At 61.8% G+C, this 17,154-nt stretch carries 16 protein-coding genes and 1 pseudogene; 5 read left to right on the forward strand and 12 right to left on the reverse strand.

Features of this window, described 5'->3' with window-relative positions:
* Positions 1-91 precede the first annotated feature (91 nt).
* From V6M90_RS01780 to V6M90_RS01800, 5 genes are read right to left on the reverse strand one after another with little or no spacing between them, the layout of a single operon-like run.
* Positions 92-1,078, reverse strand: coding sequence for a substrate-binding domain-containing protein (locus V6M90_RS01780; RefSeq protein WP_003173354.1), 987 nt, complete (start codon positions 1,076-1,078; stop codon positions 92-94).
* 37 nt (positions 1,079-1,115) lie between these two features.
* Positions 1,116-1,979 (reverse strand): SMP-30/gluconolactonase/LRE family protein, encoded by an 864-nt coding sequence (locus tag V6M90_RS01785; protein WP_332845988.1) that lies wholly within the window; start codon positions 1,977-1,979, stop codon positions 1,116-1,118.
* A 16-nt stretch (positions 1,980-1,995) separates the two neighbouring features.
* Positions 1,996-3,576 carry an aldehyde dehydrogenase (NADP(+)) gene (locus tag V6M90_RS01790; protein ID WP_332845989.1) on the reverse strand — a complete coding sequence of 527 codons (1,581 nt, stop codon included), beginning with the start codon at positions 3,574-3,576 and terminating at the stop codon, positions 1,996-1,998.
* An 11-nt stretch (positions 3,577-3,587) separates the two neighbouring features.
* Positions 3,588-4,580, reverse strand: coding sequence for an AraD1 family protein (gene araD1 / locus V6M90_RS01795; RefSeq protein WP_003173351.1), 993 nt, complete (start codon positions 4,578-4,580; stop codon positions 3,588-3,590).
* Positions 4,581-4,596: 16 nt separating this feature from the next.
* The gene (locus V6M90_RS01800; RefSeq protein WP_078732752.1) at positions 4,597-5,919 is read right to left on the reverse strand and encodes an MFS transporter; all 1,323 of its coding nucleotides are present in this window, start codon (positions 5,917-5,919) and stop codon (positions 4,597-4,599) included.
* Positions 5,920-6,110: 191 nt separating this feature from the next.
* Between V6M90_RS01800 and V6M90_RS01805 the strand changes: the two genes are divergently transcribed.
* Positions 6,111-7,847 (forward strand): IlvD/Edd family dehydratase, encoded by a 1,737-nt coding sequence (locus V6M90_RS01805; RefSeq protein ID WP_003173349.1) that lies wholly within the window; start codon positions 6,111-6,113, stop codon positions 7,845-7,847.
* 48 nt (positions 7,848-7,895) lie between these two features.
* Positions 7,896-8,618: a FadR/GntR family transcriptional regulator gene (locus tag V6M90_RS01810; RefSeq protein ID WP_003173348.1), complete on the forward strand. Its 723-nt coding sequence runs from the start codon at positions 7,896-7,898 to the stop codon at positions 8,616-8,618.
* A gap of 20 nt (positions 8,619-8,638) precedes the next feature.
* Here V6M90_RS01810 and V6M90_RS01815 read toward each other — a convergent pair whose 3' ends face one another.
* Positions 8,639-9,031, reverse strand: coding sequence for a hypothetical protein (locus V6M90_RS01815; protein WP_141064216.1), 393 nt, complete (start codon positions 9,029-9,031; stop codon positions 8,639-8,641).
* Positions 9,032-9,096: 65 nt separating this feature from the next.
* Here V6M90_RS01815 and V6M90_RS01820 point away from each other — a divergent pair, with 65 nt between their 5' ends.
* Entirely contained in the window at positions 9,097-9,492 is a 396-nt protein-coding gene (locus V6M90_RS01820; protein ID WP_332845990.1) for a hypothetical protein, read from the forward strand.
* Positions 9,493-9,598: 106 nt separating this feature from the next.
* On the opposite strand, the gene V6M90_RS01825 is transcribed toward V6M90_RS01820, so the two are convergent.
* The 3 genes from V6M90_RS01825 to V6M90_RS01835 all read right to left on the reverse strand — a co-directional run bounded on the left by V6M90_RS01825 (position 9,599) and on the right by V6M90_RS01835 (position 14,665).
* Positions 9,599-11,020 (reverse strand): hypothetical protein, encoded by a 1,422-nt coding sequence (locus V6M90_RS01825; RefSeq protein WP_141064214.1) that lies wholly within the window; start codon positions 11,018-11,020, stop codon positions 9,599-9,601.
* Between the two features lie 146 nt (positions 11,021-11,166).
* Positions 11,167-13,302, reverse strand: coding sequence for a TonB-dependent siderophore receptor (locus tag V6M90_RS01830; RefSeq protein ID WP_141064213.1), 2,136 nt, complete (start codon positions 13,300-13,302; stop codon positions 11,167-11,169).
* Positions 13,303-13,573: 271 nt separating this feature from the next.
* Positions 13,574-14,665: an NADH:flavin oxidoreductase/NADH oxidase gene (locus V6M90_RS01835; protein WP_003173342.1), complete on the reverse strand. Its 1,092-nt coding sequence runs from the start codon at positions 14,663-14,665 to the stop codon at positions 13,574-13,576.
* Positions 14,666-14,755: 90 nt separating this feature from the next.
* On the opposite strand from V6M90_RS01835, the gene V6M90_RS01840 reads away from it, so the two are divergent.
* Positions 14,756-15,055: an ArsR/SmtB family transcription factor gene (locus tag V6M90_RS01840; RefSeq protein WP_042945681.1), complete on the forward strand. Its 300-nt coding sequence runs from the start codon at positions 14,756-14,758 to the stop codon at positions 15,053-15,055.
* A gap of 7 nt (positions 15,056-15,062) precedes the next feature.
* Here V6M90_RS01840 and V6M90_RS01845 read toward each other — a convergent pair whose 3' ends face one another.
* The 3 genes and pseudogenes from V6M90_RS01845 to V6M90_RS01855 form a co-directional block, all read right to left on the reverse strand.
* Entirely contained in the window at positions 15,063-15,524 is a 462-nt protein-coding gene (locus V6M90_RS01845) for a metallophosphoesterase family protein (RefSeq protein ID WP_003173340.1), read from the reverse strand.
* An 8-nt stretch (positions 15,525-15,532) separates the two neighbouring features.
* Positions 15,533-15,739, reverse strand: a pseudogene (locus V6M90_RS01850) (cell filamentation protein Fic); the annotation flags it as partial.
* 59 nt (positions 15,740-15,798) lie between these two features.
* A complete protein-coding gene (locus V6M90_RS01855; protein WP_305429261.1) occupies positions 15,799-16,062 on the reverse strand; it encodes a hypothetical protein in 264 nt (87 codons plus the stop codon).
* Positions 16,063-16,225: 163 nt separating this feature from the next.
* Here V6M90_RS01855 and V6M90_RS01860 point away from each other — a divergent pair, with 163 nt between their 5' ends.
* Positions 16,226-17,116 carry a bestrophin family protein gene (locus tag V6M90_RS01860; RefSeq protein ID WP_003173339.1) on the forward strand — a complete coding sequence of 297 codons (891 nt, stop codon included), beginning with the start codon at positions 16,226-16,228 and terminating at the stop codon, positions 17,114-17,116.
* The last annotated feature ends 38 nt before the right edge of the window (positions 17,117-17,154 follow it).

A 17,154-nucleotide genomic window follows, 5' to 3' on the forward strand; every position in this document is an offset into this window, starting at 1 on the left:
TGCCCCGGGTGGGCGGTGAAACAGATGCCGTCGAGCGCCTTGACCCCGGGAAAGGTTTTGCCGATACCGTCAAACCGAAGGGCCGCAGCAGTCATTTCCACAGCCCGATTTTGGTCAGTTCTTCCTTGAAGTTCTCGCGGGTGATCAGGGTCACTTCGTCCATGGCGGTGTACTTAGGCGGCTCGGTGCCTTTGGTCACCCACTCGTACATCATCTCGGCGGTTTTGTAGCCTTCGATGTGCGGGCTTGGCAGCATCGAGCCGAAGAAGCCGCTGTTGGCTTTCTTCAATTCGCCGATGGCGTCAGTGCCGTTGATGCCGATGCCGATCACATTGGCCGCGGCAAAACCGGCGCTTTCGGTGGCGCGCACGCCGCCAAGCACGGTGTTGTCGTTCATGCCGCCGATGATCAGGTTTTTCGCGCCGCGCGGCAGCTTGACCAGCGCCGAGTTGGTGGCGTCCATGCTGCCGGGGACGTCGAGGGTTTTCAGCGGGGCGGTGAGGATGTGATCCTTGGGAATGCCGGCTTCTTCCAGGGATTTGATCGAACCGTCGGTGCGTTTTTTACCGGTGTCGAGTTCGTTGAAGGTGTTGACTACCGCGTAGGTCTCCTTCCAGTCCCAACCGCGTTTTTTCGCTTCGGCGGCCATCGCGGCGCCCTGTTTCTGGCCCACTTCGAAGGCGGCCATGCCCAGGTACGGCACGTCTTCCATGAAATTGCCCTTGGCATCGACGAAACGGTCGTCCACCGCCATGACTTTCATGTCGTTGAGCTTGGCCTTGGCCACAATGGCAGGGCCGAGGGACACGTCCGGCGGGCAGATCACAAAGCCCTTGGCGCCGTTGGCGGCCAGGCTGTCGATGGCCGAGAGGGTTTTCTCACCGTCGGGCACGGCGATCTTGATGAGTTTGAAACCCTTGTCCTGGGCGGCTTTTTCGGCAAAGGCCCATTCGGTCTGGAACCACGGCTCCTCGGCCTGCTTGACCAGAAAACCGATCTTCACTTCTTCAGCGGATGCGAGGCTGCTGAGGCTGCTTAAAGCAACGGCGGCAGCAAGGACGCGTAGAGCCTTTTTCATGAACGACACCTCTTGTTGTTGTTTTTGAATGTTGGGTTTAACCGGCAAAACGATGGCAAGGCTTGCCAGGTACATCGACTTCGATGGCCAGCACGGCACCGTCCAAAGGGTGATTCAAAGGACTGGCCGCGCTGGTGATAAACAGGGTGGTGAGGTCGGGCCCACCGAACACGCAACTGGTGGGGCGGCTGACCGGCAGTTCGATGATGCGATCCACCTCGCCCGCAGGCGTCAGGCGCAGCAGGCAACTGCCGTCCCAGCGCGCGTTCCAGATAAAGCCCTCGGCGTCCATGGCCGAGCCGTCCGGGCCGCCGCGCGCGTGCGGCCCGAACCACACCCGTGGCGGTGCGAGCTGGCCATCGGCGTGGATCGAATACTGATAGAGCGTGCCGTCCAGGCTGTCACCAAAGTGCACCTGGCTGCCCTCCTCGTTCCACAGCAAGGTGTTGGGAATGCCCAGGCCTTGCAGCAACGGCGTGACCTGCGCATCGGCATCGATACGGAACAGGCCGCCGGAGCGCCGGGTAATCGGCAGGTCTTCACCCTGTTCGCCGATGTTGTTCTGCATGGTGCCCAGCCACAGGCGCCCCTGGGCATCGCAGCGTGCTTCATTGCCACGGTTGCCCGGTTGCGGGTCGGCCACGCAGAGCAGGGTCAAGGCTTCGGTCGCCAGGTCCAGCCGATAGACGCCGCTGCTCAGGGTCACCAGTGCATCGCCGCGTTCACACGGGATAAACGCCGAGACATGCTCGGGCAACTGCCAGATGCGCAGTTGCCCGCCCATCAGGCGCAGCGCCTGTGAACCTGCGATGTTGACCCAATACAGCGCCTGGGTCGGCACGTCCCAGAACGGCCCTTCGCCCAATTGTGCACGGTGTGCAGTGACCGCATTCCACGCCATGAAACCTCCGGATTCCTTAGAGCGACTCGCGCGACGGTGAGCCATCCACCAGGCGCTGGATACGCAACGGGTTGGCGTTTTTCAACGCATCGGGCAGCAGGCTGTCCGGGTAGTTCTGGAAGCACACCGGGCGCAGGAAACGGTCGATGGCCAGGGTGCCGACCGAGGTGCCACGGGCATCGGACGTCGCCGGGTACGGGCCGCCGTGCACCATCGAATCGCACACTTCCACGCCGGTCGGGTAGCCATTGAGCAGGATGCGCCCGACTTTCTGTTCCAGCAGCGGCGTGAGTTCGGCGAACTGTTGAAAGTCCGCCGGCTCGCCAATGATGGTCGCGGTGAGTTGACCGTGCAGGCCGTGCAAGGCGGCGCTGAGTTGGGCCTGGTCGGCGACTTCGACAAACACCGTGGTGGGGCCGAACACTTCTTCCTGCAGCGCTTCATCGCCGTTGATCAGCAAGCTGGCATCGGCCTTGAACAGTTGCGGCTGTGCTTGATTACCGGATTGCGCATTGCCCGCCAAGTGCTGGATACCGGGGTGGGCCAAGAGTTTTTCCAGGCCCTTGCCGTAGCTGCTCAAGGTACCGGCGTTGAGCATGGTCTGCGCCGGTTGCGCGCCAATCAGCTGCGCCACCTGCTGGGTGAACGCGGTGAATGCCGGCGAGGCGATGCCGATCACCAGGCCTGGGTTAGTGCAGAACTGACCGCAGCCTTGCACCACCGAAGCGGTCAGGTCGCGGGCGACGGTTTCGGCGCGGGCGTGCAGGGCCTGGGGCAACACGATCACCGGGTTGATGCTCGACATCTCGGCAAACACCGGGATCGGCTGCGGGCGTGCCGCCGCCATATCGCACAGGGCGCGACCGCCTCTGAGCGAACCGGTAAAGCCCACTGCCTGGATCGCCGGGTGCTTGACCAGCGCCTCACCGACGCCGCCGCCGAAGATCATATTGAACACGCCGGCCGGCATCTCGGTGGCTTCTGCCGCGCGGATGATCGCATTGGCGACCTGTTCCGCCGTAGCCATATGGCCGCTGTGCGCCTTGAAGACCACCGGGCAACCGGCCGCCAGCGCAGCGGCGGTGTCGCCGCCGGCGGTGGAAAACGCCAGGGGGAAGTTGCTGGCCCCGAACACGGCGACCGGGCCGAGGCCGATGCGGTATTGGCGCAGGTCCGGGCGCGGCAGTGGCTGACGATCCGGCAGCGCCCTGTCGATACGTGCACCGTAGAAATCACCGCGACGCAGCACCGTGGCAAACAAACGCATCTGGCCGCTGGTGCGCCCGCGCTCGCCGTTGATACGCGCGGCGGGCAGTGCGGTTTCGCGGCATACCAGCTCGACGAAGTTGTCGCTCAGCGCATCCAGCTCATCGGCGATGGCGTCCAGGAACTGCGCGCGGCGCGCGGCACTCAGGGCACGATAGGCCGGATAAGCCTGCGCGGCGGCCTGGGCGGCGGCGTCGACTTCCTCTGGGGTGGCCTGGTAGAAATCCTGCGGCAAGGCCTCGCCGGTGGTGGCATCGACGCTCTGCAGCTTGACGCTGCCGTTGGCGCTGCGCTGGCCGCCGATGAAATTGTGGCCAAGGAACTGGGTCATGCTGATCTCCTTTAAAGGGTGATGACGTTGCCGGGTTCGAATGCCGCATCAGCACTGCCGACGCTGTTGACCAGCGGCGCGCCGAACTCGGCCTGGCTGATCTCGAACACATCGCCCGGTTGGGTACGTATACCGTCGGCAAATGACAAGGTAGCGGTACCGAAGAAGTGGATGTGCACATCGCCCGGCTTGAGGAACTGGCTGTATTTGAAATGGTGGTATTCGAGGTTTTCCAGGCTGTGGCACATATTGGCCTCGCCGCTGAGGAATTCGTTCCGCCAGATTTCCTCGCCGTTGCGCAGGATACGGCTGGTGCCGGCCAGATGCTGGGGCAACTCGCCCACGCGCAGCTCCGGGCCGTAACTGCAGCTGCGCAGCTTGGAATGGGCCAGGTAAAGGTAGTTCTTGCGTTCCATCACGTGGTCGGAGAACTCGTTGCCCACCGCGAAACCCAGGCGATAAGGCTTGCGGTCATGGCCGATCACATAGAGGCCGCCGATTTCCGGTTCTTCACCGGCGTCTTCGGCAAACGGCGGCACCGGGAACGCCTGGCCTGGGCGCACCACGATGCTGCCGTCGCCCTTGTAGAACCACTCCGGTTGCACACCGGCCTGGCCGGCGGCGGGTTTGCCGCCCTCCACGCCCCATTTGAAGATGCGCATGGTGTCAGTCATGGCGTTGTCGTCGCCGGCCTGCTGGTGCATCTTGTCCCGCGCCGAGGCGCTGCCCAGATGCGTGAGGCCGGTGCCGCTGATCAGCATATGGGCCGGATCCGGGTGGTCCAGCGGCGGCAGGATTTTCTGCTCGGCCAGCAACGCCGCGTAATCGTGAGCGTCGCCCAGGCCAAGGCTTTGCACCTGCTGCTGCAACTTGATGCCCGCTTCGATGGCGGCCAGCGCCAGTTCGCGCACGCTCTGCGCGCCCAGCACTTCGCGCAGTTGGCTGCCGTCTACGACGCCGACCCGACGCTCGCCATTATTGAGTTCAAACTGCACTAAACGCATGAAGGTTCTCCAAAATTTAAGTACGTGTGGCGCCACGGGCGCTGGCGGCGAACTGGTCGGCCGGCAGCACATGCTTGCGCTCGAGGACGCGATAGACCACGCCGGTCAGCACCAGCCCAAACACCATGACCGCGGACAGGAAGTACAGGCCCGAGGCCAGGTTGCCGGTGTATTCCTTGAGCGCACCGATCACGAACGGACCGATATAACCGCCGAGGTTGCCCACCGAGTTGATCAATGCAATACCCGCCGCCGCACTGGCGCCGGCAAAGAAACGCCCCGGCAAGGTCCAGAACACCGCCGTACAGGAAAACAGCGCGAACGCCGCCAGGCACAGCGCCGCCATTTGCAGCACCGGCGCACTCAGCCAGGCGCTGCAGAACAGGCCGACGGCGCCCAGTACATAGAGTACGGCGAGGTGACCGTAGCGGTCGTTCAAACGGTCGGAACTGCGCGGGATGATCAGCAAACCGATAATGCCGAAGATGTACGGCACGGCGGAGATGAAGCCGGTGGTGAGGTCGCTGCCGCCGAATTGCTTGATCAGGGTCGGCAGCCACAGGCCCAGGCCGTAGATGCTCAGGGTCACCGGCAGGTAGAACAGTGCCAGCAGCAACACGCGCTTGTCTTTGAGCGCATGCAACGGGTTGCCATGACGCGTCTGGCCGTAGGCTTGCAGGTCTTTGTCCAGCTCACCGGTCAACCAGGCTTTTTCGGCGTCGGTCATCCACTTGACCTGCTTCGGACCATCCGGCAGGTAACGCAGCACCGGCCAGGTCAGCAGGATCGCCGGAGTCCCGATCACAATGAACAGCCACTGCCAGCCGTGCAGGCCGAGGATACCGTCCATGCCCAGCAGGCCGCCGGACACGGGACCGGTGATCATCATCGCGATAGGTTGGGAAAGGATAAACAGCCCGAGGATCTTGCCGCGGTGGCGCACCGGGAACCATTGGGTGATGTAGTAGAGCACGCCCGGAAAGAACCCGGCTTCGGCTGCACCGAGCAGAAAGCGCATTACATAGAAACTGTGCGGCCCCTGCACAAAGGCCATACCGATGGTGATGGCGCCCCAGGTGATCATGATGCGCGCGAACCAGCGCCGTGCGCCGAAGCGGTCGAGCATCAGGTTGCTGGGAATCTCGAACAGGAAGTAGCCAATGAAGAACAACCCCGCCCCCAGGCCATAGGCCGCATCCCCGATGCCGACGTCGGCGCCCATGTGCAGCTTGGCAAAGCCCACGGCGGAACGGTCCACGTAGGCAATCAAGTACAGCAGGATCAGGAAGGGAATCAGTTTCAGCGTGATGCGCCGGATAAGCCGCAATTCCTCGCTCATGGGGGTCGATCTCCGATTGTTGTTCTTATAGGAATCGGGGACGCCTCTCGCGGAAATCCGCCAGGGTCGTACCTCAGTTGAGATTGACTATATAGTAGTACTATTTACGAAACAACACTTCCAAATGGAAGAATTTGCGCTTATGTTTAGCCGCAGAGAGAACATATAGTCATACAATAAGAGAATCGATCATGTCTGATAAAAAGCCCGGCCTACGCTCCGCCCAGTGGTTTGGCACCGCCGACAAGAACGGCTTCATGTACCGCAGCTGGATGAAGAACCAGGGCATCGCCGACCATCAGTTCCATGGCAAGCCGATCATTGGCATCTGCAACACCTGGTCAGAACTGACCCCGTGCAACGCGCACTTCCGCCAGATCGCCGAGCACGTCAAGCGTGGCGTGATCGAGGCCGGCGGCTTCCCGGTGGAATTCCCGGTGTTCTCCAACGGCGAATCCAACCTGCGCCCCACCGCCATGCTCACCCGTAACCTGGCGAGCATGGACGTGGAAGAAGCCATTCGCGGTAACCCGATAGATGGCGTGGTACTGCTGACCGGCTGCGACAAGACCACCCCGGCCCTGCTGATGGGCGCCGCCAGTTGCGACGTGCCGGCCATCGTGGTCACCGGCGGGCCGATGCTCAACGGCAAGCACAAGGGCCAGGACATCGGCTCGGGGACGGTGGTGTGGCAGCTCAGCGAACAAGTCAAGGCCGGCACCATTACCCTGGATGATTTCCTTGCGGCAGAGGGCGGCATGTCGCGCTCGGCGGGCACCTGCAACACCATGGGCACCGCGTCGACCATGGCCTGCATGGCCGAGGCGCTCGGCACCTCCCTTCCCCACAACGCAGCGATCCCGGCGGTGGACGCGCGGCGTTATGTGCTGGCGCACATGTCCGGCATGCGCGCGGTAGAGATGGTGCGCGAAGACTTGAAGCTGTCGAAGATCCTCACCAAGGAGGCGTTTGAAAACGCGATTCGCGTGAACGCCGCCATCGGTGGTTCGACCAACGCCGTGATCCACTTGAAAGCCATCGCCGGCCGCATTGGCGTGGAATTGGACCTGGACGACTGGACCCGCATCGGCCGCGGCATGCCGACCATCGTCGACCTGCAGCCGTCGGGGCGTTTCCTGATGGAAGAGTTCTACTACGCCGGCGGCCTGCCCGCCGTGCTGCGTCGCCTGGGTGAAGCCAACCTGATCCCGCACCCGAACGCCTTGACCGTCAACGGCAAGTCCCTGGGCGAGAACACCAAGGACTCGCCGATCTACGGCCAGGACGAAGTGATCCGCACCCTCGACAACCCGATCCGCGCCGACGGCGGCATTTGCGTGCTGCGCGGCAACCTTGCCCCGCTGGGCGCCGTGCTCAAACCGTCGGCGGCCAGCGCCGAGCTGATGCAGCATCGCGGCCGCGCGGTGGTGTTCGAGAACTTCGACATGTACAAGGCGCGCATCAACGATCCGGAACTGGACGTGGATGCCAACTCGATCCTGGTCATGAAAAACTGCGGGCCCAAGGGTTACCCAGGCATGGCCGAAGTCGGCAACATGGGCCTGCCGGCCAAGCTGCTGGCCCAGGGCGTGACCGATATGGTGCGCATCTCCGATGCGCGCATGAGCGGCACGGCCTATGGCACGGTGGTGTTGCACGTGGCACCGGAAGCCGCGGCGGGCGGACCATTGGCCGCAGTGAAGGAAGGCGACTGGATCGAACTGGACTGCGCCAACGGCCGCTTGCACCTGGACATCCCCGACGCAGAGCTGGCGGCGCGCATGGCTGACCTGGCGCCACCGGAGAAACTGATCGTCGGCGGCTACCGCCAGTTGTACATCGACCATGTGCTGCAGGCCGACCAGGGTTGCGACTTTGACTTCCTGGTAGGGTGCCGTGGGGCTGAAGTCCCCCGTCATTCCCACTAATTGGGATGCTATGATGCCGCGAATTTAAGCCAGAGCATCCCGCCCGTTATGGATCACCAGCCGTCCAAGCCGCGCAAGAGCATGCATGCCCAGATCGTTCAGGACTTGGGCATGCACATCGTTTCCGGTCGCTTCAAGCCTGAAGAAAGGCTGCCCATGGAGGCCACGCTCTGCGAGGAGTACAAGGTCAGCCGTTCGGTGTTGCGCGAAGCCACGCGCGTGCTCAGCGCCAAGGGCCTGGTGTATTCCAAGCCACGGGTGGGTGCGGTGGTGCGGCCGCGTTTGAAGTGGCACCTGCTCGACCCGGATGTGTTGTCCTGGCTGATGCAATCCACGCCCCATAGCGAATTCTTCAATACCCTGGCCGGTGTGCGGCGCATCCTGGAACCGGAAATCGCCGCCATGGCGGCGACCACGGCCACCGATGAAGACATCGCCATCATCGAAAAAGCCTACGCCGGCATGGAAACCGCGAAGACCCACGAAGACCTGTTGCAGGCCGACCTGGACTTCCACCGTGCCATCGCCGACGCCACCCGCAACGATTTGCTCGCGTACATGTGCAACATGCTGTCGCTGCCGCTGCGCGAGTCGATCAACATCACCAACCGTCGCCCGGACATCCAGGGCCTGAGCCTGCCCCGGCACAAGGCGATCCTCACCGCGATCAAGAACCGCGATGCCCTGGGCGCGCGGCATGCGTCGCTGGTGCAGTTGGATGACACGCGGGTGGCGTTGGATACGGTGATGAATGTGTTGACGCCGCTTTAACCTGTGTTGAGCTTCTACACTCAGTTCGGCGAACGCGTCGACATCACGGCTGATTTGACCGGCAGCTCGGAATATTGCGGGTGCTGCTTGACGAAAGTTCGAACGGACTGTTCCTGGCGATCCACCACGCATAGGGCAATGCTGGGGTAATCAACGGTGCACGTTCCCAGCGCCAGGATCCCACAGTTTTTCACGCCATAGATCGCTGCCGGGTGAGCCGCGAGCGGGCAACCATAGGTCATTTCACCCACATAATTGATTTGGCCATTGGTGACCGTAAAGCGCAGCGGTTTTGAGTAGGGCCCCATCACGCCACGACGCGAGCCAAGGTCACTGACTTCATACGTACCTCCCGGCAGCCATGCCGAGTAGTAGTCCTTGGGGCCCCAGCCATAGTCTTTGCCGGTATCCACGTTGTGTTATCGAGCCGAGCATCATTGCGGAAATGAAACCCCAGGCCAGTCCGCTGGATAACGGCATGCGCGATCACGCAACTGATCTGGTGGTCAACAAGCGCAAGGCCCAGATGAACCTCGATCTGCCGGATGCCTATTGGACGCAGTATCGTCAGAACGTCGCGAATTACCTGGTTCAGGCTCAGGGCGTAAAGGCCAAGGCGCTTGAACAATACAAGGTTGAATACCGTGCGCGGCTTTCGCGGCTGGACACGCCCACGCTGAAAACCCTGGTGCCCGATACTCCGGAAACCGACGTCACCCAGGCATTGGCCTTCAACGGCGCGATGCTGCAGTTCTACCGCAGGCTCAACGAATCGCTGGAAAAGGAAGCAATGGCCGACAACTGGGCACACTTGGCTGAGTTGGACAAACGTTATGGCGTGTGTGAGCGCTACGCGCAGTGCTGGCAGAATTGATAACGGTCAGGGGATGGTGAATGTGCTCACCCCGCTTTAAAGCCAGGTGAAGATCCGTGGGCCTGCTGACAATAACGCCATCCGCCACGACCGTCCCGCAAGCGCTTTAACGCAAGCCGTAGGCGTGAATACCGACATCGTAAAGTTTGCTTTGCTTGGCCCAGAAAACGCGGTCGCTGGCGCCGTCGAAGCCGCGTATGCCGTGGGCACCGCCGTCCAGCGCCAGGCGTCTCCAGGACTGGCCCCAGTTCGTGGAATAAAACACCGCCCCGGACGAGATGTTCGCCTTGCCCCACCAGTACAGCCAGCGCGGCGGATGGTGTTCGCTGTAGGTGCTGATCATCAGGCTGTTGCGCCCCACCCACAGCTTCTGGGCCACGGTGCTGGCGGCCAACGGCGAGAACACATTGGGCACGTCGCCCAGGGGTTGCCAGGCCAGGGTGGTGGTGTTCATTTCAGCGACCACGGCCTGCCCATCCGGGCCGTGGTCGATCAGGCCGAGCACACGCCCCGCGCCATTGTTGGCAAGGTCGGTGATGTACAGGTCGTCTTCACGCTGGGCAGCGCCCGCCTGCCATTTTCCGTCCACTCGCGTCAGTTCCACACGCGTGGTGACGCTGACCCCGACATTGTCGCCCCTGTCATTAGGGGCGACGCCCCAGAAGCGCTGGGACACCCAGATATAGGCGCGTCGGGCATCCAGTTGCAGCACGTGGGTCACCTGATCGTTGGAATCGTGCCACTGCTTGATATCCGGACGTTTGCCGCTCACGTATTCACCCCCTACCACCAGGGGGTGTGGCGTTGTGATTAACGTACTGTGCAGACCGCCATCGGCGGAGTAATACACCCCGGTCGATACACGGTTGGATTCATCCTCTATCTCATCGGGAAAGCTCCAGGCCCAGACCTCGTCCTTGCTGTAAAAGTACGGATCGAGCAGCATCAGCGCGCCCCCTATCGCGGGGAATAACTCGCCGGCCAACAAGGTCCAGGTCTTGCCTTGGTCATCACTGCTGAACACCACCTGGCCATCGGCCCCGTTGGGCCGTTTGAGGTCGGTGAGCAGCAACACGCGCGCACCATCGGCACTGGCCACCAGGGACGCGGCGCCACTGAGCTGGGCCACTGGCTTGAATTGGCCGTCAGCCTCCAGGCGCGACACGATTGTGGTCTGGGGTTTGCTGCGCGAGAAATAGCCGGAATAGGTGTTTTGCTCTTCCGGCGCCTTCGGGGTCTTGCCGTAGAGCTGCTCGGTCAGGTTGACCCGTTCGGCGGACGGTTCGAAGGTGTGATATTCGTCGTCTACCAGCCCCACCAACCATGTGCCTTGGGCCGTCACCACCACGCCGGTGCCCGACTCGCCAAAATCACGTGGCGTCAGGCCCTGCAAGACGCCCACCTCCTGCTGATCCGGGCTGGCGCCGCCGATTTCCAGCTTGGGGCTGGCGATGATCCACATGTACCACAGCGCAGCGCCGACCAGCAGCGCGACGACCAGGCGGGTGATAAGGGTTGAACGAGGCATGGGATATCCATCTCCGGGGAAATGGGCACGTTTTTCTCACCTATTGGAGAAGAGGTAAACGCTTATTTAAGAGAACGCGGGGTTTTCTGCCGGGACTGTGAGGCGGCGTGCAATCGCCCCGGATGATGCACGCCACCAGGCAGCCATTACAGAGAGTACGAGATACCCACCTGCACCGTGCGCGGCGCGCCCGGATACGCGTAGATATTGCCGAAGGCGCCCTCTTCGTATTCACGATTGAACAGGTTCTTCACGTCCAGGTTCAGGCGCACCTGCTCGTTGACCTTGTAGTAGCTGAGCAGGTCGACGACGGTGTAGGCGTCCATCGAAAACGCCGTGTTGGCGGTCTGGCCCGCGCGCTGGTCGACGTACTTGCCGCCGGCACCCAGGCCCAGGCCCTTGAGCGCGCCGTCCTGGAACTCATACACGTTGAGCAGGCTGAAGCTGTTGCGCGGGATGTTCAGCAGGCGCGTGCCGGATCGGATCGAGTTGTCCTTGGTGACCTCGGCGTCCACGTAGGCATAGCCACCGATCACACGCCACTCGGGGGTGAGGTTGCCGGCCACGTTCAGGTCAAACCCTCGGCTGCGCACTTCACCCGCCGCGACGCTGAAGGTGTTGACCACCGGATCGGTGGTCAGCACGTTCTTTTTCTCGATCTGATAGATCGCCGCGTCGACGCTCAGTTGGCGATCCAGGGCTTCCCACTTGACCCCCATCTCGTAGGACTTGCCCTTCTCCGGCTCGAAGCCACCGCCTTCGCGGGCGGCACCGGTGTTCGGCTTGAACGAGCGTGCGGCGTCGGCATAGACCGCGACGGTATCGGTAAGGTCATAGATCACGCCCACGCGTGGGGTGACGGCGTTTTCTGCGGTCTGAAAAGGGCTGACGCCGGTCACATAACTTTCGTAGTCATGCTCAAACCGTTCGAAACGCGCGCCGGCCAGGACTTTCAAGCGTTCAGTCAGGGCCACCTGATCCTGCACGAACGCCGCGTAGGTCTTGAGATTTTCCTTGTCATGGGTCGGCGTGCGCGTCAGCGGTGGGCGCGCCTGACCGTAGACAGGGTTGAAGATATCGATCGGGTAAGTCCCCACTGCGGCGCTGGAGCGCTGGATGATCGATTTGTAGTCGTAGTCTTCGTACTCGATGCCGGTCAGCAAGGTGTGCTCGAAACTGCCGGTCGAGAAATGCCCGGTCAGGTTGAGCTGGTAGTCCTTGTCGGTCCATTCCAGCTTGCGGTAGTTGAAGTTGCGTTGCAGCGTACGCCCATCGGCGCCCAGGCTTCCCGGGCCGTTGGCCTCGATGGCGTTGCCTGCCAGCGTCCCATCCAGCCACTGAAACCCACCGCCCAGGGTCCAGTTGTCGTTGAGCATATGCTCGAAACGCAACTGCGCCATGTTGTTGTCGTTGTGCAACTTGCCCGCATCCTTGTCGCCCCAGAACGTATCGCGCGAAGGGGTGCCGCGCTGGTTGGGGAAGCGTGTCAGGCCGCGATCCAGCGGGTGGTTGTTGCGCATGAAGTCGCCTTCGAAGATCACCTTGGTCGCATCGGTGGCCTGCCAGGCAATCACCGGGGTCACGCCGTAGCGTTCGGTCTCGACATGATCACGGAAGGTATCGCCGCCCTCGCCCACCACGTTGAGGCGATAGGCCAGGCGGCCTTCTTCATCCAGCGGGCCGGAGGCATCCAGGGTGCCGCGTTTCATGCCCTGGTCATTCAATTGGCTGCCAAGGGTCACGGTCCGCTCGGCCAGCGGTTGCTTGGAGACCACGTTGAAGGTGCCGCCGGGATCGCCACGGCCATAGAGCATGGTCGCCGGGCCACGCAGCACTTCGAGGCGTTCGATGGTGTTGGCGTCCGGCATGTTCGGGTAGCCACGGTTGATCGGGAAACCGTTGCGGTAGAACTCGCCGGTGGTAAAGCCACGTACGGTGAAGGTGGTGAGGCCCTGGCCGCCAAAGTTATTGGCCCGGCCCACGCCGCCCGCGTAATCGAGGGCATCCTGCAGACGGGTCGCGCCGATGTCTTCGACCACGTCCTTGGATACCACACTGATGGACTGCGGGGTTTCATGAATCGAGGTATCGGTGCGCGTCGCACTCGCTGAACGTGTGGCGTGATACCCCTTGACCGGCCCCTGCGCCGTCTCAGAGTCCGCAGCGCCGGTCACAGTGGTCGCTTGCAATTCGAGGCTGGCGTTATCGGTGGGGGCAACCTCTGCCCAGGTAAAGGGCGAAAACGCCTGGAGCACGCAGAGGGAAATCAGGGTACGACGCATGGATGTTGCACCTAGTGAAAAAGCCAGATGGGGCGGCAAACCTGCCAAGAATTCGCGGCGCATGGTATACCAACGCATTCTTGTTTGATATCTATTCTCATTCGTTATTTTTTGCGTATCCGCTTTGTATCAAAACCGGGCCGAAAAAAAGCCACTCGATTGAGTGGCTGGGAAACTGCCTGGCTTGCCTTAGCGAAACGCCGGATTACCTATATCGGGAGCAAGCGCCCTCTCCACGAGTTCAAAGTCGCATCCGAGATGTACCTACGCCTCAGCGATAACGCTCCAACCAATGCGCGTAAGGCGCCGGCAAGGTCCAGGACGATTTGTCCACGCCCAGTTCCTTGGCCGCAAAGTAAGCCCAGTGCGGGTCGGCCAGGTGCGCGCGACCGACCGACACCAGGTCAAGATGACCCGCCTGCAACGCACCTTCCGCCAATTGCGGCGTGCCAAAGCCCCAGGCCGAGGTCACCGGGATACCGGCTTCGCGGCGCACGCGCTCGGCAATCGGCCCCATAAAGGCCGGACCCCATGGGATCTGGGTGTCGGGAATGGTGAAACCGACGCTGACGCTCAGCAAGTCCAGGCCACCGGCCTTGAAGTTACGCGCCAGTTCGATGGACTCGGTAAGGGTCTGCTCGTCGCGGCCATCATATTCAATCACGCCGAAACGCGCGGTCAGCGGCAGGTTTTCCGGCCAGACTTCACGCACGGCGGCCAGGGTTTCCAGGAGGAAACGGCTGCGGTTGTCGAAGCTGCCACCGTAGGCGTCGGTGCGCTGGTTGGAATGCTCGGAGAAGAAGCTCTGGCCCAGATAACCGTGGGCGAAGTGCAGTTCGATCCATTCAAAACCGGCATCGCGGGCACGGCGGGCGGCGTCGACGAAGTCCTGTTTGACCCGGGAAATGTCGTCCAGGGTCATGGCGCGCGGTACGGTCGGCAGGTTTGCACCGAAGGCGATGGCCGATGGCGCGATGGTTTCCCAACTGCGCGCGTCGGAGGCCGGGATGTGGTCATCGCCTTCCCAGGGGCGGTTGGCGCTGGCCTTGCGCCCGGCGTGGGCGATCTGGATGCCTGGCACCGAGCCAGCAGCCTTGATGGCCTTGACCATCGGCACGAACGCCTCGGCGTGGGCATCGCTCCAGATACCGGCACAGCCGGGGGTGATACGGCCTTGCGGTGATACCGCGGTGGCCTCGACCACCAACAGACCGGCACCACCACGGGCCATGCCGGCCAGGTGCACGTGGTGCCAATCGTTGACCCTGCCATCATCGGCCATGTATTGGCACATTGGCGGGATGGCGATTCGATTGCGCAGGGTGACGTCTTTGAGTTTGAACGGTTCGAACAAGGCGGACATCGGGAACTCCAGAAGCAGTTGAGTGATTCGATAGTTCGATGGTAATCGAACAATGGTATTCTGCGATACCCCCCTGTTATGATCCGCTTCATGCGAGCCTTCAAACACCCTGCCCCGCAAGACCTGACTCTCGAACGCGTGCTCTACGCCCTGAGCGATCCGGTGCGCCTGGACATCGTCCGCCACCTGGCCGAGGTGCCCGAGGCGACCTGCGGCGAACTGGACGGCGGACGGCCCAAGTCCAGCATGTCTCATCATTTCCGGGTATTGCGCGATGCTGGCCTGGTAAACACGCGCAGCGTGGGCACCACCCATCTGAATTCGTTGCGTCGCGATGAGCTGGAAAGCCGTTTTCCAGGGTTGCTGGCGAGTATTCTTTCCCAGCAGTGATCACCTTTCAGTCCACCAGCGAAATCAACCGAGACTGAATCGACTCCGCCTGCACCTCCAGCACCGCCAGGGTCACTGGTAGCTTGAAGCGCCGCCGACCCGCACTGCCGGGGTTCACATACAGCACCGCGCCGCGCCACTCGATCAGCGGCTTATGCGAGTGACCGATGATCACCAGGCGGGTCTGCGCATCGAGTAACGCCGGCACATCGGCGATGTCATGCACCACCAACGTCCGCCATCCGTCCACATCTAGCATTAAATGGTCGGGCACCTGCTGTGCCCACGGCGCGTCCTGGTCATTATTGCCCCGCACCACGTGCAGGGGCGCGATCTGTGCCAGTTGATCGAGAATTTCAGGGCTGCCGATATCGCCTGCATGGATGATCTGTTCACATCCCTGCAAGGCCGCCACGGCTTCAGGCCGCAGCAGGCCATGGGTGTCGGAAATCACGCCAATTCTGGACATCGCGGGTCCTATTTTTCGGATGAAGGCACAGCGAGCGATTGCGCTCTGTAGGTTGCGTAAATCTTTTGAACCTCAGGATTATCAAGGCTTTCGTATGTAATCCTTTCCTTATCGAGCCCATCCAAACCTTTTAGACCGCCGATCATTCCTGGCCATTCATCACGATGTGCAATATCGACCACGAAGGGTTGCAGGTAATCATTCAGATGACCTTTAGCTGTAGAGCATTTTTGAAGGTACCCAGCGGTCTCAAAATCGCCGAAGGGATCAAACTTCATGCGCTTAGTTTCTTCTTGGCGCGCCGCTTCTCTTGGAGGTAACTGCCCTGAAGCGCTAGAGTTTTCGATTTACTCGGAACGCCCTTCCTCTTGAGATTGACCAACAACTGCTCGACACCATCCAACTCGACCACATCACCAGCCAGGCTAGTAATCGCAGCAGCCATTCGGCTTATGCCATCCCGCTCAGCGGTAACATGATGAGCCTTGGCCAGGCGGCGCACTTGGCTGGCAACACTGACATCGGCTGTTTTAGTCATTTGAAATCCTTCAAATTGGCTTCCAGAGCATAGCATGGTGCCCTCCGTCAACCTCAACCGAAGCGCACGTCACTTAAACGTTTCAGGTTCACGGCGAACCTTCACCCCACCCCAGCGTCCGAGCTAAGGCACTGTTGCTTACCGCTCGCCGCGAGGTTGTCGCTTGAAAGCCGCCATCATCAAAAAGTACCGTTTGATCATCAAGACCATGGGCTACGTCGGCTGGTCGCTGTTTTGGCTGCTGCTATGGGATATCGCCGTGACGGTGGATTTCATGCTGTTTCTCAACGCCAAGATCAACCTGCCGCTGATGCCGCTCACCTTGCTCGGCTCGGCGCTGATCGTGTTAATCAGTTTTCGCAACAGCAGCGCCTATAACCGCTGGTGGGAGGCCCGCACGCTGTGGGGCGCGATGGTCAACAACTCACGCAGCTTTGCGCGCCAGGTGCTGACGCTGCTGGACGACCCCGGCAGCGAGGTCAACCCGATCAAGTCGACCCTGCTGCGCCGTCACGTGGCCTACGTGAATTGCCTGGCCGCGCACCTCAAGGGCGAGCCGTGTCCGGAGGAAGTTCGCGCCTTTATCCCCACCGACGAATTCGCGCGCAATGGCGCCACCAATAACTTCGCCAACGATATCCTCACCGGTTCGGCCGCGCTGCTGGCCCGGGAATACAAGGCCGGGCACCTGGACAGCATTCGCCTGGCACGGCTGGAGTCGACCCTGGTGGACCTGTCCAACGCCCAGGGCGGCATGGAGCGGATCGCCAACACGCCCCTGCCCTACCCGTACGTGTATTTTCCGCGCCTGTTTATCTCGTTGTTCTGCCTGATCGTACCGGTGGGCCTGGTGGAATCCCTGGGCTGGTTCACGCCGCTGGCGTCGACGGTGGTGGGCTTCATGCTGCTGGCCATCGAACGCATCGGCACCGATCTGCAAAGCCCGTTCCGCTCCAGCGAACACCAGATCCAGATGGAAGCCATCTGCGAAACCATCGAAAAGAACCTTCAATCGATGCGTCGCGACGCCCTGGCCGACGACCAAATCGGCTGATCGCCCCCCAGCGCCCTAAAGTGCGTGCCCTTGCGGTC

The organism is Pseudomonas lactucae (assembly GCF_036688725.1).
GTDB classification, from domain to species: domain Bacteria; phylum Pseudomonadota; class Gammaproteobacteria; order Pseudomonadales; family Pseudomonadaceae; genus Aquipseudomonas; species Aquipseudomonas lactucae.